Below are 24,979 nucleotides of genomic sequence, written 5' to 3' on the forward strand. Positions count from 1 at the left end.
TAATTAAAATACCATCTACCTTCCCATACCAAATAAAACAACTTTAATTGTTTTAAATAAAATTTTAATATCTAAAAGTGTACTGTGATGTTTTATGTAATATATATCAAATTTGTGCTTCCATATTGCATCCTCAAGCGATGCACCATAAGGATAACTCACTTGTGCTAGCCCCGTAACTCCTGGTTTGACAGCATGCCTAAAGCGATAGTATGGAATTTGCTCTTCAAGGTCTTTAATGAAAACTTCACGTTCAGGGCGAGGGCCAACAATTGACATCTCGCCTTTTAGGATATTGATAATTTGAGGTAATTCATCAATCCTAGTTTTTCTTATGAAGTTTCCAACCCTCGTTACTCTTGCATCATTTTTGGTGGCCCATCGTGCGCCTGATATTTCAGCATCATTTCGCATTGAGCGAAACTTAATGACTTCGAACTCGTCATTATATTGGCCGGTTCTTTTTTGTTTATAAAAAATTGGCCCTGGACTTTCCAACTTTATGAATAAAGCTGTAATAAGGCCAATAGGTAACGCAATTAGAGCTAAAAGAGCCGCAGACAATACATCAACACAACGTTTGGCGATTTGCGTACGTTTAGTTGATAAGATTGAAAATGCTTTTTGATGTAAAAAATAACCACTATGGAGTAATTTTACCTCAGTGTACGCGAGCCTAGAGTCTAGATAACTGATTAATGGTTCAACCCAAGCCCCCTGCTCAGTTGCTCGAACAAGAAAATCACGCTGTTCCTCACTTAAAGAGCTGCTCTCATAATGGCAAATTACCTTACAACTTAAATCACTTAACTCGTAATGGTTTACCTTTATTTTAAAATTATAGTCTTCTGAAATTGTATTTATTTCAGCTTCTTTTTCTAAAGGACAAAAAACATATATTTCATTTTGTGAAAGAGCTTTTTCAGGATTTTTAAATCTTTTTAGAGGCATTATAGAATTTTAAACAAACCTTATTTTTATAAATCATTAAAAAATGTTTAATCTTTTTTATTAAAAGCATATCTAACTAACACAATAGCAACTCCAAGCATTCCACCTAGAAGTGTACCTAAAATGCAAATTAGTGCTCTTTTAGGCTTTGCTTTTTCTTCTGGTACTAGTGCAGGGTCTACTGTAGCAAATACATACTCATCTCTCACGTCCGCAAACATGATGGTTTTGGTTTGCTCTTCGATAAGTTTGAATAAAGTGCTTCTTAAGTCTGCCACTTTTGTTTGATTGATTTGTTTTTCTAAAAAGTTAATGCTTTTGGTGGCTTCTTTAACATCACGCTTTTTCATTTCTAAGTTGATGTCTGCCACTAACCACTTTACCCATTGCTGGGCGATATATGGAGATTTGTGTTCAATAGAAATAGTAACCAAATTGCTCTTTTTGTCTTGATTAACTGAAAATATTTTTTGCCACTCTTTATAAGCTTCTTGCATTGATGGTTTTGATTTAAATGGGGCACTGACTTTTCTCAGCCATTTTTTCTCGGGTTCATTATAAACTTCAGGGTCATAAGCAAGACCATTTGTTGCTCTATCCCACTTATCTACGGCCATGAGTTCAGGCAAGATTTGATGTTTTTGTATAAATTTACTGGTGAATTCACGGGATTTTAGAATTTCAATTGCAAGTTGGCTTTTGTCCCCTTTACTACCACCTAAGTTAATGCCTGCTAAGCTCGCTAGGCCACCGAATTGACCAGCTAAGGCAGATAAACCACCGCCTTTTTGATCACTTACCGGTGATAGCAAAGCTTCTGATTTATAAATATTTGGAAGCATTAAAGCAATGATTACTGCACCAATTGCAAACACTGTTGTGATGCTAGTGATCAGCCACTTCCCTTGCCAGATAACACTAAAAAGTTCTTTTAAATCAATTTCATCGTCGGATATATAATTAGTTGGCAGCTGTGGTGTTGGCGTATTTTGATTCATATGGTTTCTGTTTGTTTTAACTAAATTAGGCTGTTCGTACTAAAGTCTCTGGATACCGGCTTCGCGGGTATGACAATATAGCGATATAGCCACTGGGCACCGACATACGAAACTGTCGTTACTTCGCTTCTTGCCTTAGCAGAAGCGACTCATAAAGATTAATTATTGATTCGAGCGATAGATGCGATAGCTACAGCACTGTTGTACACCACGCTTGTTACTTGCTGCCATAATGTAAGCGTATCTTTGTACTCGGTATCTAGCGGTACGATAATTGTGTCACCAGGCATCATTCTAGTGCCAGCACTAAGGAAGCCAGTATCTGGAATAACCACTGAACCATTCGCTCTTAGGATATAGCTTCTACCCTCATCCGCACGTTTACGCGCACCGCCTGCCATACTTAGGTATTGTTCAAAGGTTTCACCTTTAATAAACCTATGCGTACTTGGGTACTGTACTTGTCCCATCACTGACACAGTTTGGTTCTTAGATGGAATGTAGAGTTCATCGTTTGCTTCTAGTTCAATATCCGCTGATTTGATATCACCTAAAATAGCTGATAAATCGATACTTAAGCGCCCAACAACTTCGATATTTTGTAATTGGTCAAGCATTTGCTGTGAGTCTTTATAGCTTATCGTTGTCCCATCTTTGGTTAACGCTTTTGCTGCGATTTCTCTTCTCAACTCATCTGCTAGGTTTCTTACCTGCTCCTGCTCTTTTTCTTTGATTGATTCACGAAGGAAAATCGAGCCATAGGTGAAGGCATTAGGTGTTAAACCGCCTGCTCTAGTGATTACGTTTTTAAGCGTTTCTCCACGTTGAATACTGTATGTACCAGGAAAACGTACTTCACCTTTAATGCTTACCCAACGTGTTTGCTGCCAATCAGGTAGTTTGCGTACTGAAATAACATCACGAGATTGAAGTTTTAGAGAGTTATGGTTTACGTGCAATACATCATTAAGATTCAATTCTTTATGTATGATCTTCGCACCTTTAATTGGATCAATTTGTTGGCGAGTAAGCTCAGCAGACAGAGTATAACTGCCTTCTTCTAAACCTCCAGCTGCTGTTAATAAATCTCTTACAGAACCATTCTCTACAAGAGGATAAACACCTGGATATCGAACCGAACCATTAACCTCAACTAGCTTAGCCATTTCACCCAAATGGGTTTGTTTTTTCAATTGCTGGATGATTGGTAGCAGTGCAATTTGACGTTCATCGTCTTTAAAGACAACAATTTTATCTCTAGGTTCTAACAGTAAGTTATCTTTTGAATCATTAAACTTGATTGCATTGTTTAACGAAAATTGAAGAACCTCAACTTCATCTTGCTCATTGATGGCTCTAAGCACTACAGCATAAGTTAAATCAGCCCCTTTGCTCAAATCCGAACGAACAGAATGGAAGATATCTGAAACTCGCATCCCTTTCGTCCACTGGTATTGACCAGGACGAGTTGCAGCACCAGCAACTTCAACTGAATTCTCAAGGCGATCCGAAGAAGAACTTACTGTGATGTAGTCCCCATCTTTCACATTTTGACGTCGGCCTTGAGTGGTTGTGTAATCTACTGAAATAACGGTTTTGAGATGATTTTTATTAAATCTTTCTACTGATATTGCTTTTGCAAATGCTTTTGCTTTAAGTCCACTTGCCATGTTAATGACATCGGCAAAGTTTTCATCTTTTTTTAGCTCATAAATCGCAGGGCGACGAACATCACCATCGACACTTACATAAGCTTTAGCTGCAGGAATAAAAACAACATCGCCAGATTGCAAACGTAGGTCAGAAGATGAATCACCACGCATCAATAAGTCGTATAAATCAAGCTTTCCAACGAGTTTACCCGCTCTTTTTAACTCGATATTACGCAAGGAACCGATATTGCTAATACCACCAGATACATAAAGCGCCTGTGTGATTGTAGATAGACTCGATACTGTATAACTGCCTGGCTTATAGGCTTCGCCAGCAATAAAAATACGAATAGAACGCAGTTGACCTAGTGTAACACTCGACTCTACGCCAATCGTTGAAGACTTAATTTTATCTTTGATGAGCTTTTTAGCTTCTGCAAAGCTTAGGCCTACGATTGAGATCGGCCCTACCTGCGGTAATTGAACCGTACCATTGCGCTGTACAACAAGCTCAAAGTTATCGCTTTCTTTACCATAAGTTTGAACATTGATGGTATCTCCTGGGCCAACCATATATTCAGATGGAACGGGTACATCTGAAATAGGAGCAAAAGTGGTTGGCTCACCTGCAAACATATCTAGACCGAAGATTTGAAGCGGTTTCTTTGTTTTTTGTTGCTTATCGTTAACTTTGGCTAGAGTTAATGTCCCAAAGTTATTTAAAGTGTATTTCTTACCAAGATTATCAATAAAGTACTGATTCCCAGCAATTGTTGTTTTACAAATAATATTTGGTTGATTTTCAGGCCTAGGCTGTAAATTTGTGTTCTGCTGCCCGCTATTATTTAAACTATTTAAGCCTCGACTTTGACCACTCAGATTCCCATTCTGGCTATTCAAACCATCCATTTGAACGTGCCGGCTAAATTGACCGTTATTAGCCTTAAAATTTTGATAATCACTTTGGCTACTTCTTATTGTGTTCTTTTTATGTTTTGTTGATACAAATGAGCTAGAGCCGATGGCGCTACAATCTTCAATTAAATCTGCATCAAAGTAAGCTGTTCTTGGTTTTACAATTGGCTCTTCAAAATCATTGTTATCATTACGGTTTAATTTAGAACCACCAGTAAGACTCGAAATATCTATGCCGTATTGTTTGGCTAACTTCAACTGTTCTGATTTTGGCAATTGTTTGAATTGCTCGATCATTTGTGGGGTTGGAGTTAATGCAATTGATGAAAAACTCGCTGTTGCGACAATTGCTATTCCTACAGCAATGAGAGATTTCGCTTTTGGAAACACGTGCTTTCTCCGTATTTGAGAATGTTGAGTAATTCCAGCAGTCCTGCTGGGTAAATTTTTTGTTGAAAGAGTTAACAGATGAGAGCTTTGTTACTTGTTAGTATATAAATGCTGAAAATGACAAGGTGCCTTTCAGTGTCGCACAGTACCGACCCGCATATCGCACGCTACCGATCCGCGTGGCCCGCCAGAGGTGCTTCGGCGGTAGCTAAAAGAGTGAAACTGTTCACTTATTTGCCCTTCGAAAACATCTAAGAAGACACTTTTCAAGTGTCACACACTACCGACCCGCGTGGCGCGCCAGAGGCGCTTCGGCGGTAGCTAAATAAGTGAAACTTTTCACTTATTTGCCCTTCGAAAACCTCCAAGAAGACACTTTTCAAGTGTCACACACTACCGATCCGCGTGGCGTGCCAGAGGCACTTCGGCGGTAGCTAAATAAGTGAAACTTTTCACTTATTTGCCCTTCGGGCACGCTACCGCCCATAGGTTTCGGCTCCTAAAGACCATCTGTTTTTGATTTTTTTCAGTGTAATTAGCAAGTTACTTCTCTTCTCACACCTAAACCTTTAGGCTCAGAATTATGAGATTAAAAACAAGCAATGCTTATGAATATCTTACTACTGATACTCATAAGCATTGTCAGTTGTGCAAGCGCGATATTTTATCAAAAAACAATTTACTCGTCTTGTCTTTTTACTACAGAGTTCCTTTATTTTAAAGGTTAATTTTCAAAATGAAAATAATAGTCTTTTTAAATAAAACGCAATGCTCACCAATTAAACAACATGTCTATTTTTTAACAAGGAGACTCATATTTTTTAGTCTAAATTTAAAAAGCCTAAAGCATAACTCATTAAATTAGTTACGAAGCCGACCTAAGCTGAAAGCTTGTCTATTGCCTCTAGTGGAACTTCCACTCGCTTCATAGAACCCAGTAGCTTAAGAAGTACGAAACACCGCTTTTCACCAGACGTTTCTTCAAATACACCTTCTATTTCAGAAAATGCACCATGGTTGACTTTAATTTTGTCACCTTTTTGGGGTAGCTGTTCTTCTAACTCGATAGGTTGGTTCATCATCTTAGCAACTTGAACTTTGATTGCCGTAATGAGTGAAGGATCAATCGCAGTCATCACTTCTTTGCAACCCACGATTTGGCTTACGCCGCGGGTAGAATGGATACGACTTACCGAAGTGACTTTGGGGTCAAAATAAATAAATAGGTAATTTGGAAATAAAGGCACATTACTTACGGTCTTCTTTCCCGACCTTTGCTTTTTGGCCTCGAGATACATGGGTAAGTATGTCTCGATACTTTGCATTTGGAGGTTTTGCTGTGCCCGTATTTCACTTTTGGGTTTGCAGTAGACTAAGTACCAAGCTTTCATTGTTGTTCCTGATTCATTATATGTAGCAGGTGACATCCTCTATCACGGCGATTGATACTACAAACATTTAGATCTGATTAAAAGTGGTTTTGCTACTTTTTTTGATCTCAACAGGCTTAACTGATTAAAAATTATCTAGCAATGAATTTTCTTTATCACTAGAAACTATTACATCTCTATTGACCGAGTAAAAACTATATTGATATTAATTACTCACGTTACAGCCTAGTTCTTTATTAAACTGCTCAAATTACGAAGCACATCTTTTATTCTAAAAAAACCGATTGGTTAATCGAATTTAATGCGTAATTGCTTGCTTATTTTGTGATATGTACAGCTATGAATAAGTAGCCATTCTGGGGCTTTCAGTTTGACTTTTCCTCTCTATAAAAGGTATATATAGCCTGATAATTCATAAAAATTAATATTGGTTAATCTTTGTTTTTAAGTAAACCAAAAAATTTTAAATTAGGTGGGAAACAATAATGAGTGTTACTAAACCTCAGGGAACAATTATGGGGCACCCGAAAGGGCTGTTTCTATTGTTCACCACTGAGCTGTGGGAACGGTTCAGCTATTACGCAATGCGCGCTATTTTGGTACTTTATCTTGTTGATAAAGTAAAATCAGAGGGTGGTCACGGTCTAGGTTGGACTCAAGCAGACGCTATCTCTTTATATGGTACTTTCACAGGTCTTGTTTATCTGACTCCACTTATAGGTGGTTGGATTGCTGATAACTTCCTTGGTCAACGTAAAACCATCATGATTGGTGGTGCGTTAATGGCGCTAGGTCAATTTACTCTCGCATTACCTCACGCATGGCTTCCAGGTATGGAAACTGAAGTTTTCTATCTTGGTCTATTTACCTTGATCATTGGTAACGGTCTGTTTAAGCCAAATATCTCGACCATGGTTGGTGACTTATATGAAGAGGGTGATCACCGCCGTGATGGTGCGTTTACTATCTTTTATATGGGTATTAACGTTGGTGCTTTCCTATCTGGTATCGTTGTAGGACTAGTTGTTGCTGCATTTGACGGAAACTACCAAGCAGGTTTCTTTGCTGCAGGTGTTGGTATGGTTCTTTCTCTAATTATTCAGATGGTTTTTGCACAAAAGCTATTAGGCAACATTGGTACTGTACCAGCCGCCAAACTTGAAAGAGAACGTAATGCAGCGAAAGGTCAAGTTCGTAAAGAGCCACTAACAAAGATTGAACGTGACCGCATTAAAGTTATCATGGTGATGGGTCTGTTCACTATCGTATTCTGGGCTGGTTTTGAACAAGCCGGTGGCTTGATGAACTTATTCACCAACGACTTTACTGACCGTATGATTGGCAGCTGGGAAGTTCCGACTACTTGGTTCCAATCTTTGAATGCTATGTTTATCGTTATTTTTGCTCCAGTAATTGCCTCGATTTGGGTGCGCATGGGTAAAAATGAGCCAAACTCTCCAGTTAAATTTGCAATGGGCCTATTCTTCCTAGCAGTTGGTTTCCTATTTATGATGGGCGCTGTTGTTGAGATGGGTGGAGATGCTACAGCCAAATCTTCTATGTGGTGGCTTGTTGGTGCATATTTCTTCCACACTATTGGTGAGCTTTGTCTTTCTCCTATCGGTCTTTCAATGGTAACTAAACTTGCTCCTCTGCGTTTAGCTTCTCTAATGATGGGCGCTTGGTTCCTATTTATCGCTATGGCGAATAAGATTGGTGGCGTTGTGGGTTCTCTCATTGGACATGGTGGTGCAGTTGAAGATCAATTAGCAAACGCGATGTCTATCTTCGCAGGGATTGCGATTACTGCTGTTGCATCAGCTATTCTGCTTTACTTTATGGCTGATAAGCTCGTTGATTGGATGCATGGTGCTGAAGTTGCACACGATCATACTTTAGAAGAAGCTGTTGATGAAGAAATTGCAGTAACTGCTGAGCATGAAGCGCTGAAGCACTAGTGGGGTAATTCGTTATAATTAAAAAGCAATCCAAATGGATTGCTTTTTTTGTAGCAAAAAAAGTTAAACTCTCTTATCTCAATAAAGCCTTATCTAATTTTTTGGCCTCAGCATTTCTAAATTCTGACTTTTCTTTTACACACTCAATCACGTCTTTGATAAAAGCATTTTTAGAACCATCAACAGTAATTTGAGATGCAGGAAGGTTAGCTAATCGTTTGCGTGCGTCACTGGTTTTAAAGCTAAATAAGGCAAGTTTTTTTCCAGATGTAGTATCTAAATAACATTTGTAATCTACATAGCCTGTTGCACTAACTATTGGGCTTAACATGAACAAAGTTAGCATTGTGCTTATCCTTAATCGTTTCATTTCCAGCACTCCTCTGGCGCTCTGCTTCCTGTTGAACTTAACGTTATTTCTTTACAATCAGGATCTCTTGTAGCCTGAGTTCCTACAGCTGTTGCTTTTAAGCTATAGGTTTTGTCGACAACTTTAGCATCAATTTTGTAGTGTTTATTTTCGACTTCAAAGGGATCTGCGGCTAAGCCTAATTTTGTCATATCTTCTGTAAATTTACGATGATCAAGGTAATATTGCTCTTGCAGGTTAGCAACATGAACTAATCCCGCTATTGCATCGGCTCTAGCCGCGTGAGCTACGTATTTGGTATATGATGGATAGCCTATTGAAGCAAGGATGCCAATAATTGCAACCGTAATCATCAGTTCAATTAATGTAAATCCATTTTCTGTAATCTTAAACATTTTCCTATTCCACCACATGGTAGTAGACTCGGTTTGCTTGTGGCCCAGATCCGAGGCAGCGGTTATCACCATCAGCGCATTTGGATTTATCATCTCCCACTTTTACCATTTTATCACCCGCTGAACCAATACCAATGAGATACATGTAACTTGGGTCATCACCATTAGGTGGGACAACCAGCTGTGGAGTATCAGGTACCCTTTGACTCATTTCATAAAATTCAGAAGTGTATGCTCTAGCACCTCTATGTAAGTCGAAACCATAAAGGCGACCTACACCTCCAACTAAACATTGGTTTTCAGAGCTATTGCCAGGGACAAATGAAGTAAAAAATACTTTTCCATTAATAATGGTTGCGGCAGATAAACTTTTCTCTCCTGAAGCCTTAAAATCGTAGTACCAACCTTTTTTGGCACTGAACAATAAGTTTTGCGACTCATTTGCAGGCGAAGCCGTTGTAACATCAAACAAATCGCTTATTGTTAACGAGTCTGGTACGCTATTGCCATCAGTTCCATCAAATGATTTCGAATTAATATTCCTATCTTGCAACGTAAAGAAAATATCACTTCTGGATTTATCGAGTGGGCTTGGTCGGCTGCCACTTCCAACAACTACGGCATCATAGGGGATATCTTGTTTAATGATTCTAGTCGTTGTGGTCCCTCCTGTATCTGTTGTGACTTGTTTCACATTAGTGATAATAGTCTGGGCAACAGTAGGTGCAGAAAAAAAGCGTCTATCAGTCGTTTGCGTATTTCCACCTAAATCGGCAAATTTGAATGCTGTCCATTTAGAGCTATCCCAAGTAGCTAAATCCATTCGCCATACATTTCCGCCAGTATCAGTGGCATAAATCCTATCCGTGAAACCATCCGCATCGCTATCCAATACAGCTACAGAGTTAGGAATACTATCAGTAATTCCTGGAAGTAGGGTTTGTTTACTGCCAGAAGCACCGTGACCGAAATAGTGTACTAAACTCCCTGTTTCGGCATCTACGATGAACACACCACGGCCTTTGGAGTCATCTTGTCCTACTCCTGTTCCATCTTTTGTTATTGGAGCATATCCTGCACCGAAGATAAGTACAGGCTTACCTTCCCCATGAGTACCATGACCGGGAACCCTTGTTACTACGGGTTCAGACCATGTTTGGCCGAGTTCATTTATACCCAGTGTACCTGAGTCTATTTTCCATAAAAACTTCGGTGAGTCAGGGCTTGTTATATCAAGTGCATAATAAGCCCCACCGCCACGGCGCATACCAACAAACACCCATGCTTTTTGAATGCCTGTTGTTGAACGTTCAATGTAAGCCACTGGAGGGCTATCAATCCCATATACAGAATGAACACCTGTAGGAACGTTTGCTCTTAATTCTGGCAGGTTCGGCAGTAATTCATAAGGAAGAAATGCCCATGACTCTTCCACATTAGCACCAGAGTCTTTGAACATATGTAAGAAGCCGTGATTGGTTCCCATTAAAATACGTATGTTTTCAGAACCAGTGCTTGAACCAAAATCAATGGCTAAAGGCTTTGAATGTAATGGATCACCTAAAATATCGACTCGGTTTTCTGAAGAGTTTCCGTCTCCATCTTCATCATCAATATCTTTTCCTTTTGCCCATTCTAATATATTTGAAACTTGAGTGGGATCGACACCGATATGTGTTGCAAGTTGATCTCCCCCTCCTGCACGAGCTTCTGCATTGGTTTTAGTTAGTGCTTTTAAACCGGCTTCCAAATTACTATAAATAGTACGTTCGGATACTCCCTGAAGCATTCCAAGCACACCACCTGAAGAAACTTCATTACCATCGGAACCGCCATTGCAGTTGGTCCAATAAGAACAGGCTCCCGAATCAATATTACCATCAGCACCTATGACATTATTACCCTTACTGTCTTTAATTACACCATTACCACTCACTTTAAATTTTTTAAGATTTCCTAACCAACGCGCCCCTTTTTTGGGGGAAAACATGGCGTAGTAGACAGAATCATGAGTCTGTGTTCTATCAAAGTTATTACTGGCAATGGATGGAGATGTGAAACTTGAACTATTTGTAAGAATTTCATTTACTGTTTGCCTTAGTGCATTTTGTAACTGCACACTATCCAAAGCAGAAAAATACTGGCCCTTCCCACTTTGTGCAGCAGCATTTAGCACAGGAGCTGCGTCAGTGGCACCTGCGCTGAAACCAATAGTAAATGTTCGTACTGTTTGTGTACCTTGTAGGGTAGGGTTTACATCATTAGAACTTAACCAACCAGCTAATGATGGTAGATAACTTTCTTGTACACGATCTGCGGGTGTTGCTCCAGTAAGGGCAACCACATCAGCATCCGAGTCGTTATCATATGTTGGCTCTCCATCTGTGATATAAATGATCGCTGATGAGGCTCCACATACATTATCGTCAAAGGGTGAAATATATTTCCCCTCTCTCTCAGCAGTTGAATCTTTTCCAGGACTCAGCCCTCTGAGGTTTTGGTTACCAAAAACGACATCTTTTCCTGAGAAATATCGATATGCTTCATACATAGTTTCACATAAAGGCGTACCACCTCTGGCATTGAGGTCGGGGATTAGAGACAGCAATATATCCCTTCCAGAATCATTATTTTTCTCAATTTTTTTAACAATTCGCCCACCATTTTCGTCGCCTACTGCATAATTAAATGCCATCAACCCAAAATCTACCGCAGGTGTTGTCACAACCGTATCTTCGATAACCCGTTTAGCTATATCCATTCTCGAATAATCTTGCGTATCTGAATTGGTGTGATACCAATTTATATAATTTTCAGTATACAAAGTAACAGGCTTACCGATGCCAAATTCAGTTAATTTTGCTTTTGATATTGCATTTGCTATTTCAGCTTCTGTCGGTGTGTCGCTAAGTAATTCATAACGCTTTGGACTATCTCTTGTTCCTTCACCATCCACAGGAAAACCATTTGGTAGCGCTCCATTCCCCGAATATTTATTTTCAATATCACCATAGCAGTCAATAACCTGAATAGAGTCCCCACTTCCATATGGTAATTCCTCCCAACTGCCATTGTCAGAGGTAAACCTGTACTCCCTTAAATACCCTGTATACATCCCATAATGTTGTAGATACTCTTTGGACGTTTCACATGCATTAATCCCATTACTGATAAATGATAAACTCGTTTGAGTTGGGACAGTATCGGTTTTTGAAAAAAATAGTTTTGTCGAGTTATCTAATGAATCTGTTCTGGGGTAGAATTTTTTAGCATTAAGTGACGTCCTCATACTCCCAGAGGTATCAAAAATAATTAATACCTTTGGTCGCACGCCTGAACGCGCACTCGATTCGGCAATATACAGTTCTGTGTCATCTGCAAAACTAAAGGAAGCAGCACATGACGCAACCACTGATACAGCGGCAACAAACTTTTTAATAACGTTTTCTTTGGAAATCATAATCAACTCCCTGTAAGTACTTCTTGTTGGATGCCGGTGACCACACTCATTCTTCCAAGATCTTCACGGCCGTATACACCATCAGACGTCACTTCGATTCTTCTGCAACGAATATTGTTTCCTGAAGTAGCCTTGGCACTGCGGCCACATTCAACATCAACATTCTCCAGTGGAACGACAACATGATTTACTTTCATTTCGTTGTCAGTCATTCTAGCTTCAGCATCTAAATCTGTGAGCATAGGTGTTCCCTCATACTCCATAATGAATTTTTCTTGGGCACCCTGTGCATGTGCAACAGCTTCTAAACGCTCTACACCAGAGCCAGCCATTCTTAAAGATTGCGTTGAGTTCATGGCTAATGACACTCCAATGATCGTCATTAATAACAAAACAATCAATGCGAAAAAAAGAACCACACCTTGTTGTTTTTTCATCATCGAATCCTCTAGTTCCGATTAACCATAAGGTTATCGAGTGAAATTGTGGTCATAACGACTTTTCTTCGATAATTGTCATCAAAAGCAGCTATGTCTTTATCACCTAATTTATAGGTGTTTTTGTTGGTATAACTTTTATCTTTATTAATAGAGCGAACAAGTAAACTCACTTGAATCGCAATAATTCTGTCATCTCCAGCGCCACTCCACATTAAATCTGTCACATCTTCTGCTGGTAAAAAAATATCTGCACTATTATCAAAATCTTGATCGATACCATAGAGGATACGCATATTTTCAATGCCCTCTACCAGCTGCTGATCGCCACCACCATCACCATTCATATTTACGCCAACTAAGCGACGTCGACGTAAACTCGGAATATCATCACTTTCACGAATGTAATAGATATGATGAGCATATTGCCAAAATCGTAAGCGTGGCTTATTGGGAGTAGGTTGATCACCTTTGAAAAAAATGGCTTCATTTTGAGTAGTGCCAACATAATACTGATTTTCTTGATCAGTGGTATTTGTCACAGGCCCAATAACGCGTTTGATTTGCAGTACATCGGTATTTTTTGTCACTGAATTTAGACAGCGAAAACTATAGGCACTCACATCATTTTCATATCCCCAAATGACTCTGAATGGTGACGGGCTAATTACTGGAATACTGGCATTATTCATACCAGCACCAATACAATCCTCAGCAGCATTTAGAGGAATTGCATCAACTCTTGTATTGGCACCCGCAATAAGGTTTATGCCTGTTATATCGCCAAAAAAACCCGTCTGACTTACATCACGCTCCATTAACGATAGAGCAATTCGACCATTCTCTTGTAACTCATTAAAGTGAGTCGTTGTCGTAACGTTAGTGGATGACATACGAAACATGGTAAACAAACCTAGAGTTAAGAATAAGCTGATCACCATAGCAATCATTAGCTCGACTAATGAGAACCCTGATATTTTTTTTCTGAAATAGGTAAGCTTATAATTCATCTACCCTAACTCTCTCTTATGATACTTTTAACAACGTAAAGACGACGTTGAGAGCTTGCTGTGCCACAAGTTTTTCCACTGTAATGATCCGTCGCGCCATCAGACGTTTTTCTTATCCCTCTCCAGCTGATCATAACTTCTACTCTTGAGTTGTTTACAACGATACAAGCTGTAGGGGAATCTAGTCCGCCTACAGCCGTAGTGCCTTCAAGCTCACTTTTACCCATCAAAGCTTGTTCCCACAAATACAAATTTGCACGCCTCATTTGGCTAGGAGTGCAAACTGCGGCACGGTCTTGACATAAGTTATCGGGTTTGGGCAAGTTGCCTGTATATGTTCCGGGATAGCGAGGAAGTTCTGAAGCGTTAATTTTAATGCGATTTAAAATATCGTGAGCGAGATACGCGGCTTGTGTTTGCTGAAAGGATTCGAAACTGCCCTGTTTAGAGATAAGATGCAGATTAAAAACGCCAATAAGTCCTATCACCAATATTACAAGCGATACTAGAACCTCGATCAGTGAAAGTCCTTTTTCATAGCGTTGCATTATCGTCAAAGCTCCTTTATCCGTCACCTTTTTGACAGTCACTAATAGGCTTTTTCTATTAAAAACGGCCAGTTAATAACCCAGCGGGGTTCGATTCTAGGACATGTAAAACATAATTGCTACAAATTATAATTATCAAAACCAAAATAATAAATATGATAATTAGGGCAAACAGAGCTCAGAATGAGTTCCTTTCAAATTGAGACATTCATCTTGTTTTAATCAAAGCTTATCAGCTATAACCATCAAAAATAGTTAGTTGGAGTCAGCTATGGCGAGTTCGACACAATCTGCTTTGGTATCAGATTTAAACCTCTTTATTACTCTATTAGAAACCAATACTCATAAAGCCATATCTGATGAATCAGTAACACGAGAACTCAATGCAATGCTCTCTGCCTCACTGGGTGGAAATGATTTTGAAGTACGGTTCACATTTGAAAGCATGGAGTTTAAGGGACACACTAAATTAGAGAAAACGACTCGAAAAAATACTTCTAGTAGGCAAAAACATCGAGTTAATAGCGTTAATGGCTTCAAAGAAGTTGCAGCTCACTTTACTGGATTTCTCTGTGTTGATGAGCAAATTAAGCATGAGCAGCTTGTCGCAGGAGTCGAAAAAAATGGCTATGTGACCCTCAAAGACTTAAGAGATCTACATAGCATTATTAAAACGTTTCACAAACCAAAAACAGTTTAAACTATCCAGTGGTCAATACTAATTTTGTAATGACCAATCAACTAGGACTATTTAACGTAATTCAGCTGGAACAGCAAAAACCGTGTCTTCTTCACGTCCTACGATTTCTGAAATCGTATTAGGCGCAAAGTAGCTTATTGCATCAACTACTTGCTGAACCAAAACTTCAGGAGCTGACGCACCAGCTGTAACAGCCACTTTGTTAATACCATTAAACCATTCAGCCTTAACGTCTTTTGGGTCATCAACCAAATAGGCTTCGGTTCCAGTTTTTTCAGCTAACTCTCTTAAACGATTAGAGTTAGAGCTATTCTTGGAACCAACTACTACCATAAGATCCGCATTAGGTGATAAATGTCTTACTGCATCTTGACGGTTTTGAGTTGCATAACAAATGTCATCTTTGCGAGGGCCTTCTATTGAAGGGAATTTAGCTTTTAACGCTTCAATAATATCAATGGTTTCGTCTACTGAAAGCGTTGTTTGAGTAACAAAGCATAATTCATCAGGGCGTTTAACTTGCATGTTCGCTACATCTTCCACCGACTCAACAAGGTAAACTCCACCTTCATCATTGCTGTATTGCCCCATAGTCCCTTCAACTTCTGGGTGACCAGCATGACCAATAAGAATACATTCAATGCCTTTACGGCTTGCTCTTGTTACTTGTAAATGGACTTTAGTTACCAACGGACAAGTGGCGTCAAAGACTTTTAAACTACGACGTTTTGCTTCAGCTCTAACAGCCTGTGATACTCCGTGAGCACTGAAAATGACGATACAATCATCAGGCACTTGATCAAGCTCTTCAACAAATATGGCGCCACGACTTTTTAGGTCTTGCACAACATATCGATTGTGCACAACCTCATGACGAACATAGATTGGCGGTTCGAATAGCTCTAATGCACGTTCAACAATACTAATGGCTCTATCTACACCAGCACAAAAACCACGAGGGTTTGCCAACATAATTTGCACGTCGTTTGAATCTTCAATGTGTTGGATATCTATTTTTTTTGCCTGTTCACTTGCTGTTGGCATATTTGTTACCTGAATAAAATTCTAAAAATATCTAGATCAATGATGGATATTCTATACAAATTATTACCATTTGTTAGGTAATTTTTAATTAACCTTCAAACAAGAGTTCGTAAAAGGAAAGTATGGAGAAAGAGTAAGACACAACTCCTACTCTTTAGATTTGATTACAGAACTTCTACAACTTCAATATCAAACGTGACTTTATGCCCTGCTAACGGATGGTTCAAATCGACAGTAACAGAATCACCTGCCACCTCACGAACCATTCCAGGGATTTCACTTCCACCAGGACCAGCAAAGCTAACGATGACTCCCTCTTCAAGGGTCATATCTGCAGGAAAGCGAGTCTTATCCATGTAGTGGATGGCGTCAGGGTTTGACTCACCAAACGCATCTTTAGCCTCAAGAGTGAACTTATGTTTATCACCCTGAGCCAATCCTGATAGCTCTGCTTCAAATGCTGGACTAAGGCTGTTATCACCTAGATTTAAACGAGCAGGTTTGCCAGAAGCTCTGGTACTATCCGCAGTTGAGCCGTCTTCTAATAAGATTTCCATATGACAAATGTATGATGCTTGTGTCACTGGTATTCCCTCTAATTATGATTTTTTCTCTGAATCGTTATTAACAAACGAGTCTAAAATAAGTAAGCCGGCTCCAATACAAATCGCAGAGTCAGCAATGTTAAATGCAGGGAAATGACTGGTTCCCCAATAAAAGTCTAAAAAGTCGACGACAAAACCGTGTATCAAGCGATCAATTAGATTACCAATCGCGCCACCAATCACTAAAGTAAAGGCTAAGTTAAGACGCCATTGAGTCACCGATTCTTTTCTGAGCCAGAATGTCAGAAGAACACTGATCCCAATCGCAATGGCGGAAAAGAACCAAACTTGCCAGCCACTGGCATCATGTAGAAAACTGAACGCAGCTCCATAATTTCGAACATAAGTGAAATTGAATATAGGTAGCAGTTCAATGGATTCATACAGTTTAAAGTTAGCAAGAACCCACTGCTTTGATAGTTGGTCGAGCAGAATTACTAAAGGTACAATCCAATACCATTTCAGCCCACTTTGTTTCCAATCTGTTGGCATAAAATATTCCTTTCTGTAGATTAAAGAAAAAGCAAAAGCATTAATGCCTTTGCTTTTTACGATCTAAAGATTCTTTATGTTTGAGTTAAGCAAACTTACGATGCTCACCCTCGCCTTCAATGTTGGTCACACAACGTTGACACAAACTTGGGTGCTGCTCAGTTTGTCCTATATCATCACTGAAGTGCCAGCAACGCTCACACTTAGAAGCATCACTTTTAGCAATCGATAACTTCAATGATTCAAGTTCAGTTACCGTAGCATCTGCAGGTGCTTGAGCCAATGGAGAAACGGTTACTTTTGATGTCAGCAATACAAAGCGTAATTCATCATCAATTTGTTTTAGTTGCTCAATTAATTCATCGCTAGCAAATAACGTCACTTCCGCTTCTAGTGAGCCACCAATGGTTTTATCACGGCGAGCTTGCTCAAGTACACGGTTCACTTCGTTACGAACCGTTAATAGTTGCTGCCAGTATTCGTCACTCAAATCGCTCTCAGTCACTACTGACTCTAAACCATCATACCAGTGTTGAGTAAATACATACTTATCACGCTCACCCGGTAATAACTGCCATATTTCATCAGCAGTGAAGCTCAGGATTGGCGCAATCCAACGAACTAGCGCTTCTGAAATCAAGTACAATGCAGATTGACAACTACGACGAGCATGACCTTCGGTTTTCGCTGTGTACTGACGATCTTTAATGATATCAAGGTAGAAGCTACCTAATTCAACTGAGCAGAACTGCATCAGCTTTTGAGTCACTACGTGGAAGTGATACTCGTCATACGCCGCTAAAATTTCTTCTTGAAGAGCGTGAGCACGACGTACAACCCAACGATCTAGCGCCACCATGTCTTTAACGTCAACCATATCGGTTTCAGGATTAAAGCCACTCAGGTTAGCCAATAAGAAACGACCTGTATTACGAATACGGCGATAAGCATCAGCACTACGCTTTAAGATTTCATCCGAAACCGTCATTTCACCACTGTAATCAGTCGCCGCAACCCAAAGACGTAGAATATCTGCGCCTAGCTTGCCAGTCACATGCTGAGGAGAAATCACGTTACCAATTGACTTAGACATCTTGCGGCCTTGTCCATCTACCGTGAAACCATGTGTTAGTACTTGCTTATACGGAGCTTTACCATTCATCGCGGTTGAGATCATCAACGACGACATAAACCAACCACGGTGTTGATCACTACCTTCTAAATAAAGGTCAATATCTGCACCATTGAATTCTGGGCGATTCGCTACAACAGAAGAGAAAGTTGAACCAGAGTCATACCAAACATCTAGAGTATCTGTGATCTTACGGTATTGTTCGGCTTCATCACCTAAAAGCTCTGAGGCTTCTAAATCAAACCAAGCTTGAATACCTTGTTGCTCAACTTTATTAGCCACACGTTGCATCAAAGAAACACTATCTGGGTGAAGCTCTTCGGTTTCTTTATGAACGAATAACGCAATCGGAACACCCCAAGTACGTTGACGAGAGATACACCAGTCAGGACGGTTCTCAACCATCTTTTCGATACGGCTTTGTCCCCAATCTGGGATCCACTGTGTTTTTTCGATTTCATTTAAAGAAGTCGAACGCAAGCCATTGTTGTCCATGGATACAAACCACTGTGGCGTCGCGCGGAAAATGATTGGCGTTTTGTGACGCCAGCAATGTGGATAGCTGTGGCGAATGTTTTCATGGTTAAGAAGCACTTGCTTCTCTTCCAATAATTCAACAATTGCCTTGTTCGCTTTGAATACGTGCTGACCAGCAAAAATTTCAGTGTCCGCTTTATAAACACCGTTATCGCCAACAGGGTTCGCAACTTCTAAACCATATTGTTGACCAACTACAAAGTCTTCTTGACCATGACCCGGAGCGGTATGAACCACACCTGTACCCGCATCAGTGGTTACGTGATCGCCTAAAATTGCAGGTACATCGTAATCGTAAAATGGATGTGCGAAACGAGCGTGTTCTAATTCAGCGCCTTTCACTGTGCCAAGTACTTTGTGGCTTTCAGCACCAAAACGGCTCATACAGTCTTCAACTAACACACCACCAAGCACTAATGCTTGAGTCACGCTATCTTTAGTAAACTCAACAAGTGCGTATTCCAAATCAGCACTTAATGCTACAGCGCGGTTTGCAGGAAGAGTCCAAGGCGTTGTTGTCCAAATAACGGTTGACACTGGGTGAGAGTAACCGCTTACACCAAACTTGGTAGTAACCGCTTCAACATCAACTGCTTTAAAGGCAACATCAATGGCTGGAGAAGTTTTATCTTCGTATTCAACTTCAGCTTCTGCCAGTGCAGAACCACAGTCAGTACACCAATGAACCGGCTTCACACCTTTGTGTAGATGACCATTTTCAATTACTTTTGATAATGAGCGAATGATATTGGCTTCAGTGTCAAAGTTCATGGTCAAGTAAGGGTTTTGCCAATCACCAAATACACCTAAGCGAATAAAGTCATCACGCTGACCATCTACTTGCTTAGCGGCATATTTACGACATTCTTCACGGAATTCGGCAACAGAAACTTTATGGCCTGGCTTACCCACTTTTTGCTCAACTTTAAGCTCAATAGGTAGACCATGACAATCCCAGCCCGGAATATATGGCGCGTCAAAACCTGATAAGGTTTTAGACTTGATAATAATATCTTTTAGGATTTTGTTTACTGAGTGACCAATGTGAATATTGCCATTCGCATAAGGAGGGCCATCATGCAAAATGAATGGCTTACAGCCTTGGCGGCTTTCACGAATTGCTTGATAAAGTTTATCTTCATCCCAACGCTTTAACATTTCTGGCTCACGATTAGCCAAGTTTCCTCGCATTGGAAACGCCGTTTCAGGCAAATTCAATGTAGATTTATAGTCGCTCATTGATCCCATACCATTAATAATATATACGTCACTCCTGCGCAGGCAGGAGTCTAGTGTCTTCAGTCACTCTATGACCGACATGAAAGTCTGTCGTTACTCCGTTTCCTGCCTTCGCAGGTATGACGGTATTTGAGGTAAAATAGTAATTTACCCTGCATCATTTTCAAACAAAGCTTTTGCTTCATTCGCATCTATTTCAATTTGTTGCTTGAGTGCTTCTAATGATTCAAATGGTTTCTCATCACGAATCTTAGCCACAAGCTCGACTTCAATATATTGACCATAAAGATCACCATTGAAGTCAAAAATGTTTACTTCTAGTTGGCACACTTGCCCATTTACTGTCGGGCGGAAACCGATATTAGCCACCCCTTCATAAACCTCACTGTCTTGCCAAAAACAGCGAACGGCAAACACACCCCGCACAGGTACAACATTACGCTTTAGAGCAATGTTTGCTGTAGGAAACCCAATAGTTCTGCCCAATTTTTTACCATGAGCAACACGACCACTGAGCAAATAGGGATGCCCAAGCATGCGTCTTGCCGCTTCAAAATTTCCTTGAGATAAGGTTTCGCGAATTGCGGTCGAACTTACTCGAGTACTACCCAACATAAAGCTTTCGGTACTGACCACTGCAAAGCCATATTTTTCACCAGCTTCGCACAGCATTTTGAAGTTACCTTGGCGCTTGGCACCAAAACAAAAGTCATCGCCCACAACTAGGTATTTAATGCCTAACTTTTTTACCAACAATTCTTTGATAAAATCTTCAGCTGGCATCTGTGCAAATTGCTTGTTGAAGTTAACGCACAATACACGGTCAACACCAAGTTCATCAAGAAGAATGATCTTATCTCTCAACAAACTTAATCTTGCTGGAGCATTTTCACCTTGAAATAACTCTTGAGGTTGAGGTTCAAAGGTCATTACCGTCGCTGGTAAAGAAAAATGCTCAGCTTTTTCCAATAAACTAGCAATGACCTTGGCATGACCTCGGTGAACACCATCAAAGTTCCCAATGGTGAGTACACAACCATGGTGAGATGGCAAAATATTGTGGATCCCGCGTATTAATTCCATTATTCAGCTGTTATTGCACGCTAATTCGCAAAAGTATAAACGAAGTGAGGATCAGAGTCAGCTATCTAATTCAGGTTTCAAGCGCCATGGTTTAACACCAAGACACAATAAGCTTATTAAATAACTTATTGCCCCTATGCCTATAAGTAAAGCTAAGTAACCTGAACGTTCAGAAAAGGTTTGATTTAACCAAGCTTCTGTAACCAAATCGAAATGATATAAAACAGTCCCCATAACAGCAGTAGCGACAACAACTTTCACAAAATAGATTAATGTTGAACGGCTAAATTGATATACCTCAGCTTTATGCAAACCATAGTAAAGTAGGCTTGCGTTTAAAAGAGCTGAAAAAGACGTAGCCACAGCTAATCCCACATAACCAAAAGGAACGGCAAAAATGACGTTCAAGACCATATTACTTACCATAGCTATAATACCGAAACGAACAGGGGTTTTGGTATCTTGTCGAGAATAATATCCCGGTGCTAACACCTTAACCATCATAAAACTTAAAAGGCCTGTTCCATATGCAATAAGAGAGTATGAGGCTTGAGTTACATCAAAATAATCAAACTCCCCTCGCATAAATAACACCATAAGCATTGGCTTGGCTAACAGGATCAACCCCACCATTGCTGGAACCCCCAACATTAAGATGAACTTGACGCCAAAATCCATAGTATGGCTAAAACCAGCGCCTTCATTATTAACATGTTTTTTAGACAAAGCTGGTAAAATAACGGTTGCGATAGCGATCCCGAACAAACCTAATGGAAATTCAAGTAATCGGTCAGAATAATACAGCCAACTGATGGAACCTGTGATCAAAAAGCTAGCTATAAAAGTGTCAAACAATAGGTTTATCTGACTTACTGACACACCAAATAATGCTGGAATCATTAAAGTTCGAATTTTAACCACCCCAGGATGTTTCCATCCCCAAGATGGCTTAACTAATACTCTTTCTCTGTATAAAAATGGGATTTGAAACAAAAATTGAATCAAACCACCTAAAAACACACCTATTGCTAAACCAACCTCTGGTTGTTCCATTTTAGGAGAAATCCAAATTGCCGCAGCAATCATGGCTATATTAAGGAATACAGGCGTAAACGCAGAAACGGCGAATCGTCCTTTAGTGTTTAATATTGAACCTGCCAAGGCAGTAAAAGTAATAAACCAAAGATAAGGAAAAGTAATTTTCAGCATTAACGATGCAAGTTCATATTTACCTGCATTAGGACCATCATTCACCCAATCCCAAAACCAGCCTGCTCCAAATAACGCTGCAACGACTGGAGAACCTATCATGGCTAAAAAAGTAACAATGGTAATGATTAACCCTAAAGTACCAGCCACTTTAGAAATCAACTCTCTTGTTTCTTGCTGTGATTTTGTTTCTTGGTATTCCGTCAGTACCGGCACAAATGCTTGATTAAATGCTCCTTCAGCAAATAAACGGCGTAAAAAGTTTGGAATTCTATTAGCAAAAAAGAATACATCTGCGCTGGTTCCAGCCCCAACAAGGTTTGCGATAACCACGTCACGAACTAATCCCAATACACGAGAAATTAAGGTCATAACACTGACAATAATGCCGGATTTTAATAATTTTTTACTCAAGATATCTCCAAAAAAGCTTGGGAGTTAATAGATATGTCACCACAGAAACGATCAATATTAATCGTAAATTACAGCTAGTTATAGTCTAGATTTGGCAGAACTATATTTTTACTCCCGATTTATCAAAAAAACTATCGCTCAGACTGTAATTAGCTGGTAGAATTGCGCCACATTTTACACGAGTTAGGTTGATGATCGCCAAATCCTTCGGATTTGATCGTTTTTGTGTGTCTTTTAGATTGACATTTCAACGATGATCAGGCATATTCCTCGGCCTTAATAAAGTATCAAATCCAGTTTTTAGGAGTTGCACCTTGGCTAATAGCAAGTCTGCAAAAAAACGCGCGATTCAATCTGAAAAGCGTCGTCAACACAACGCAAGCCGTCGCTCTATGCTACGCACTTATCTTAAAAAAGTTATCGCTGCTATCAAGGCTGGCGATCACGCTGCTGCAACTGAAGCTTTCAATGCAGCACAACCTATCGTTGACCGTATGGCAACTAAAGGTTTAATCCACAAGAACAAAGCAGCTCGTCATAAGGCTCGCTTGAATGCAAAAATCAAAGCACTTGCTGCTTAATTTTCGTTAGTTCTCTAAAAAAACCGGCTTCAGCCGGTTTTTTTATGTCCAATAATGAGATGCAACTTTTAGCCCCCTTACGGTGTATTTACTATGCTGCTATTTCATTATCTTTTGGGGGAGTTCAGGCTCTCCAACATCTTGGGTATTTGTAAGATAAGTAGACCACGATTTTCCCATATCAGTCCGTTGTAATAATTTTTCAAACTTAACCTTAGATTGTGTAGATTTAAGAGTATTTAATTTCATGTCTGGATGCTTTTTAAACCAATCCCTCAACAGAAGCTGACAGGCATTATCAGTTCTATTTTCAGCTGCAGCCATAAGCTCCTTACTAGGAAATGGTTCATTTGGCAGTTCAGTTTGCTCTATTCCTTTATCGATAAAAATCTGCAGTGCATTGCAATAGCCACACCTAGCAGCAAATTCGAATGCTCTTTTAAAAGGTTCACTGTTAATTTGCTGACCTTGAATGTCGCAATGAGTAAAAACAAGATTAAGGTACTGAACGCGCTGTTTACTTTTCACCATTGCTGATAATGCATTATGCCCATTCTTATCGCATATACCTAAACTGGCTCCATTTTGTAAAGCAAAAATGATTCCTTTTTCATTCCCTGCTATGATCATGTTGAGTAGTGCAGTACGTTGTTTACTGTCTTGCTCGTCCAATTTTGCACCATTGGCAAGCAATGATTTGGCCACATCAGTTGAATAAGGGTAAGATAAATTACCCGCAACTAAAGCCTTTTGCATTAAAGTTCGACCTTGCGTAACAGCGCCCTCTTTCATTAAGGCTTGGGATTCTGCAGTCCTTCCAGATTTAACAGCCAACTCGAGTGGTGTCTCCTTTGAATTATTCACCTGCTCAAGATCCGCACCTCCTGCAACAAGTGCATGAATAAGCACAGACCGTTTCCCTAGAACGGCAAGATGCAGTACCGATTGACCGTCATAGATATCATCAGAACAATAATCTAACCTAACATTTGCTTCATGAAGAACATCTGGCCCCAAATTAGAGTAATGGGTTTTAACCGCTAGGTTTATTGGTAAACGTAATTGATCATCAACATCGCTTTTCTTTCCATTAATCACCGCGACAAATAAATGTAATGGCTTTCTAGACATTAAACTATGTTTTACCGAAGAAGCGACTTTGGGGTTAGCGTCTCTTGTACAGAAACAATAGGCTTCTCTCTCTAGGTTTGTGCATTTCCATCTGGGGTGAGCACCATTAACCCACCCTTTTTGTCTTTCACATAACAACGTGACCACACGCTGATCAGATAATTTAACTTCGAGTTGAAACTTATCTCTTTGCCCCCATCCAGAAATTGTTTTTGAATCAGTTTGTAATCTTGGTTCACCACCGACTTCAAATGTTGAAACTTGTTCAGGATGAGTAACGAGCGTTGCCATTAGCCATGTTTTTTCATTATTTATTGCTGTGCCGTAAGCCATAAAA

Annotated in this window: 20 protein-coding genes; 3 read left to right on the plus strand and 17 right to left on the minus strand. The window is 39.8% G+C overall.

The genetic code is table 11. From position 1 onward, the window contains the following. Positions 1-15 precede the first annotated feature (15 nt). From D5018_RS01630 to rfaH, 4 genes are all read right to left on the minus strand, one after another. Positions 16-951: an exopolysaccharide biosynthesis polyprenyl glycosylphosphotransferase gene (locus tag D5018_RS01630; protein WP_121837238.1), complete on the minus strand. Its 936-nt coding sequence runs from the start codon at positions 949-951 to the stop codon at positions 16-18. A 47-nt stretch (positions 952-998) separates the two neighbouring features. Then, positions 999-1,949, minus strand: coding sequence for a Wzz/FepE/Etk N-terminal domain-containing protein (locus D5018_RS01635; protein ID WP_121837239.1), 951 nt, complete (start codon positions 1,947-1,949; stop codon positions 999-1,001). Positions 1,950-2,107: 158 nt separating this feature from the next. Next, a complete protein-coding gene (locus D5018_RS01640; RefSeq protein ID WP_416351523.1) occupies positions 2,108-4,882 on the minus strand; it encodes an SLBB domain-containing protein in 2,775 nt (924 codons plus the stop codon). 902 nt (positions 4,883-5,784) lie between these two features. Then, a complete protein-coding gene (rfaH, locus tag D5018_RS01645) occupies positions 5,785-6,297 on the minus strand; it encodes a transcription/translation regulatory transformer protein RfaH (protein WP_121837241.1) in 513 nt (170 codons plus the stop codon). Between the two features lie 485 nt (positions 6,298-6,782). Here rfaH and D5018_RS01650 point away from each other — a divergent pair, with 485 nt between their 5' ends. After that, positions 6,783-8,255, plus strand: a complete 1,473-nt coding sequence (locus D5018_RS01650; RefSeq protein ID WP_121837242.1) for a peptide MFS transporter — start codon at positions 6,783-6,785, stop codon at positions 8,253-8,255. Between the two features lie 73 nt (positions 8,256-8,328). Here D5018_RS01650 and D5018_RS01655 read toward each other — a convergent pair whose 3' ends face one another. Genes D5018_RS01655 through pilV form a run of 6 tightly spaced genes read right to left on the minus strand, consistent with a single transcriptional unit; the run spans position 8,329 to position 14,475 of the window. Continuing rightward, positions 8,329-8,625, minus strand: coding sequence for a TapY2 family type IVa secretion system protein (locus D5018_RS01655; protein ID WP_133309216.1), 297 nt, complete (start codon positions 8,623-8,625; stop codon positions 8,329-8,331). Then, positions 8,622-9,020: a type IV pilin protein gene (locus D5018_RS01660; RefSeq protein ID WP_121837244.1), complete on the minus strand. Its 399-nt coding sequence runs from the start codon at positions 9,018-9,020 to the stop codon at positions 8,622-8,624. Before D5018_RS01660 ends, D5018_RS01655 begins: the two co-directional genes overlap by 4 nt. Before the next feature lie 4 nt (positions 9,021-9,024). Next, positions 9,025-12,480 carry a pilus assembly protein gene (locus D5018_RS01665; RefSeq protein WP_121837245.1) on the minus strand — a complete coding sequence of 1,152 codons (3,456 nt, stop codon included), beginning with the start codon at positions 12,478-12,480 and terminating at the stop codon, positions 9,025-9,027. Positions 12,481-12,482: 2 nt separating this feature from the next. Beyond that, the gene (locus D5018_RS01670; RefSeq protein ID WP_341538256.1) at positions 12,483-12,920 is read right to left on the minus strand and encodes a pilus assembly PilX family protein; all 438 of its coding nucleotides are present in this window, start codon (positions 12,918-12,920) and stop codon (positions 12,483-12,485) included. An 8-nt stretch (positions 12,921-12,928) separates the two neighbouring features. Continuing rightward, the gene (locus tag D5018_RS01675; protein ID WP_121837247.1) at positions 12,929-13,927 is read right to left on the minus strand and encodes a PilW family protein; all 999 of its coding nucleotides are present in this window, start codon (positions 13,925-13,927) and stop codon (positions 12,929-12,931) included. A 5-nt stretch (positions 13,928-13,932) separates the two neighbouring features. Next, on the minus strand, positions 13,933-14,475 hold the full coding sequence (pilV, locus tag D5018_RS01680; protein WP_121837248.1) for a type IV pilus modification protein PilV: 543 nt from the start codon (positions 14,473-14,475) through the stop codon (positions 13,933-13,935). 271 nt (positions 14,476-14,746) lie between these two features. Here pilV and D5018_RS01685 point away from each other — a divergent pair, with 271 nt between their 5' ends. Continuing rightward, a complete protein-coding gene (locus D5018_RS01685; RefSeq protein ID WP_121837249.1) occupies positions 14,747-15,175 on the plus strand; it encodes a hypothetical protein in 429 nt (142 codons plus the stop codon). 51 nt (positions 15,176-15,226) lie between these two features. Here D5018_RS01685 and ispH read toward each other — a convergent pair whose 3' ends face one another. From ispH to murJ, 6 genes are all read right to left on the minus strand, one after another. Next, positions 15,227-16,156 (minus strand): 4-hydroxy-3-methylbut-2-enyl diphosphate reductase, encoded by a 930-nt coding sequence (gene ispH, locus D5018_RS01690; RefSeq protein ID WP_207819191.1) that lies wholly within the window; start codon positions 16,154-16,156, stop codon positions 15,227-15,229. A 227-nt stretch (positions 16,157-16,383) separates the two neighbouring features. Next, a complete protein-coding gene (fkpB, locus tag D5018_RS01695; RefSeq protein ID WP_121837251.1) occupies positions 16,384-16,809 on the minus strand; it encodes an FKBP-type peptidyl-prolyl cis-trans isomerase in 426 nt (141 codons plus the stop codon). Between the two features lie 9 nt (positions 16,810-16,818). Then, positions 16,819-17,316 (minus strand): signal peptidase II, encoded by a 498-nt coding sequence (lspA, locus tag D5018_RS01700; protein ID WP_121837252.1) that lies wholly within the window; start codon positions 17,314-17,316, stop codon positions 16,819-16,821. A gap of 85 nt (positions 17,317-17,401) precedes the next feature. Further along, complete coding sequence (gene ileS / locus D5018_RS01705; protein ID WP_121837253.1) at positions 17,402-20,224, minus strand: isoleucine--tRNA ligase; 2,823 nt, start codon at positions 20,222-20,224, stop codon at positions 17,402-17,404. Positions 20,225-20,371: 147 nt separating this feature from the next. Further along, a complete protein-coding gene (gene ribF, locus D5018_RS01710; protein ID WP_121837254.1) occupies positions 20,372-21,307 on the minus strand; it encodes a bifunctional riboflavin kinase/FAD synthetase in 936 nt (311 codons plus the stop codon). 57 nt (positions 21,308-21,364) lie between these two features. Beyond that, positions 21,365-22,930, minus strand: a complete 1,566-nt coding sequence (gene murJ / locus D5018_RS01715) for a murein biosynthesis integral membrane protein MurJ (RefSeq protein WP_121837255.1) — start codon at positions 22,928-22,930, stop codon at positions 21,365-21,367. Between the two features lie 314 nt (positions 22,931-23,244). Between murJ and rpsT the strand changes: the two genes are divergently transcribed. Then, positions 23,245-23,511: a 30S ribosomal protein S20 gene (rpsT, locus tag D5018_RS01720; RefSeq protein WP_121837256.1), complete on the plus strand. Its 267-nt coding sequence runs from the start codon at positions 23,245-23,247 to the stop codon at positions 23,509-23,511. A gap of 99 nt (positions 23,512-23,610) precedes the next feature. On the opposite strand, the gene D5018_RS01725 is transcribed toward rpsT, so the two are convergent. Then, positions 23,611-24,975: an ankyrin repeat domain-containing protein gene (locus tag D5018_RS01725; protein WP_121837257.1), complete on the minus strand. Its 1,365-nt coding sequence runs from the start codon at positions 24,973-24,975 to the stop codon at positions 23,611-23,613. Positions 24,976-24,979: the final 4 nt, after the last annotated feature.

This window comes from Parashewanella curva, from assembly GCF_003675895.1.
In the GTDB taxonomy this organism is placed as follows: Bacteria; Pseudomonadota; Gammaproteobacteria; order Enterobacterales; family Shewanellaceae; genus Parashewanella; species Parashewanella curva.

Excerpts from the sequence above, each read along its gene's own strand:
- D5018_RS01635 (WP_121837239.1), bottom strand. The coding sequence starts at position 1,949 with ATGAATCAAAATACGCCAACACCACAGCTGCCAACTAATTATATATCC.
- D5018_RS01675 (WP_121837247.1), bottom strand. The coding sequence starts at position 13,927 with ATGAATTATAAGCTTACCTATTTCAGAAAAAAAATATCAGGGTTCTCA.
- D5018_RS01650 (WP_121837242.1), top strand. The coding sequence starts at position 6,783 with ATGAGTGTTACTAAACCTCAGGGAACAATTATGGGGCACCCGAAAGGG.
- pilV (WP_121837248.1), bottom strand. The coding sequence starts at position 14,475 with ATGCAACGCTATGAAAAAGGACTTTCACTGATCGAGGTTCTAGTATCG.
- D5018_RS01670 (WP_341538256.1), bottom strand. The coding sequence starts at position 12,920 with ATGATGAAAAAACAACAAGGTGTGGTTCTTTTTTTCGCATTGATTGTT.
- D5018_RS01685 (WP_121837249.1), top strand. The coding sequence starts at position 14,747 with ATGGCGAGTTCGACACAATCTGCTTTGGTATCAGATTTAAACCTCTTT.
- lspA (WP_121837252.1), bottom strand. The coding sequence starts at position 17,316 with ATGCCAACAGATTGGAAACAAAGTGGGCTGAAATGGTATTGGATTGTA.
- D5018_RS01630 (WP_121837238.1), bottom strand. The coding sequence starts at position 951 with ATGCCTCTAAAAAGATTTAAAAATCCTGAAAAAGCTCTTTCACAAAAT.
- ribF (WP_121837254.1), bottom strand. The coding sequence starts at position 21,307 with ATGGAATTAATACGCGGGATCCACAATATTTTGCCATCTCACCATGGT.
- rfaH (WP_121837241.1), bottom strand. The coding sequence starts at position 6,297 with ATGAAAGCTTGGTACTTAGTCTACTGCAAACCCAAAAGTGAAATACGG.
- D5018_RS01725 (WP_121837257.1), bottom strand. The coding sequence starts at position 24,975 with ATGGCTTACGGCACAGCAATAAATAATGAAAAAACATGGCTAATGGCA.
- D5018_RS01665 (WP_121837245.1), bottom strand. The coding sequence starts at position 12,480 with ATGATTTCCAAAGAAAACGTTATTAAAAAGTTTGTTGCCGCTGTATCA.
- D5018_RS01655 (WP_133309216.1), bottom strand. The coding sequence starts at position 8,625 with ATGAAACGATTAAGGATAAGCACAATGCTAACTTTGTTCATGTTAAGC.
- ileS (WP_121837253.1), bottom strand. The coding sequence starts at position 20,224 with ATGAGCGACTATAAATCTACATTGAATTTGCCTGAAACGGCGTTTCCA.
- D5018_RS01660 (WP_121837244.1), bottom strand. The coding sequence starts at position 9,020 with ATGTTTAAGATTACAGAAAATGGATTTACATTAATTGAACTGATGATT.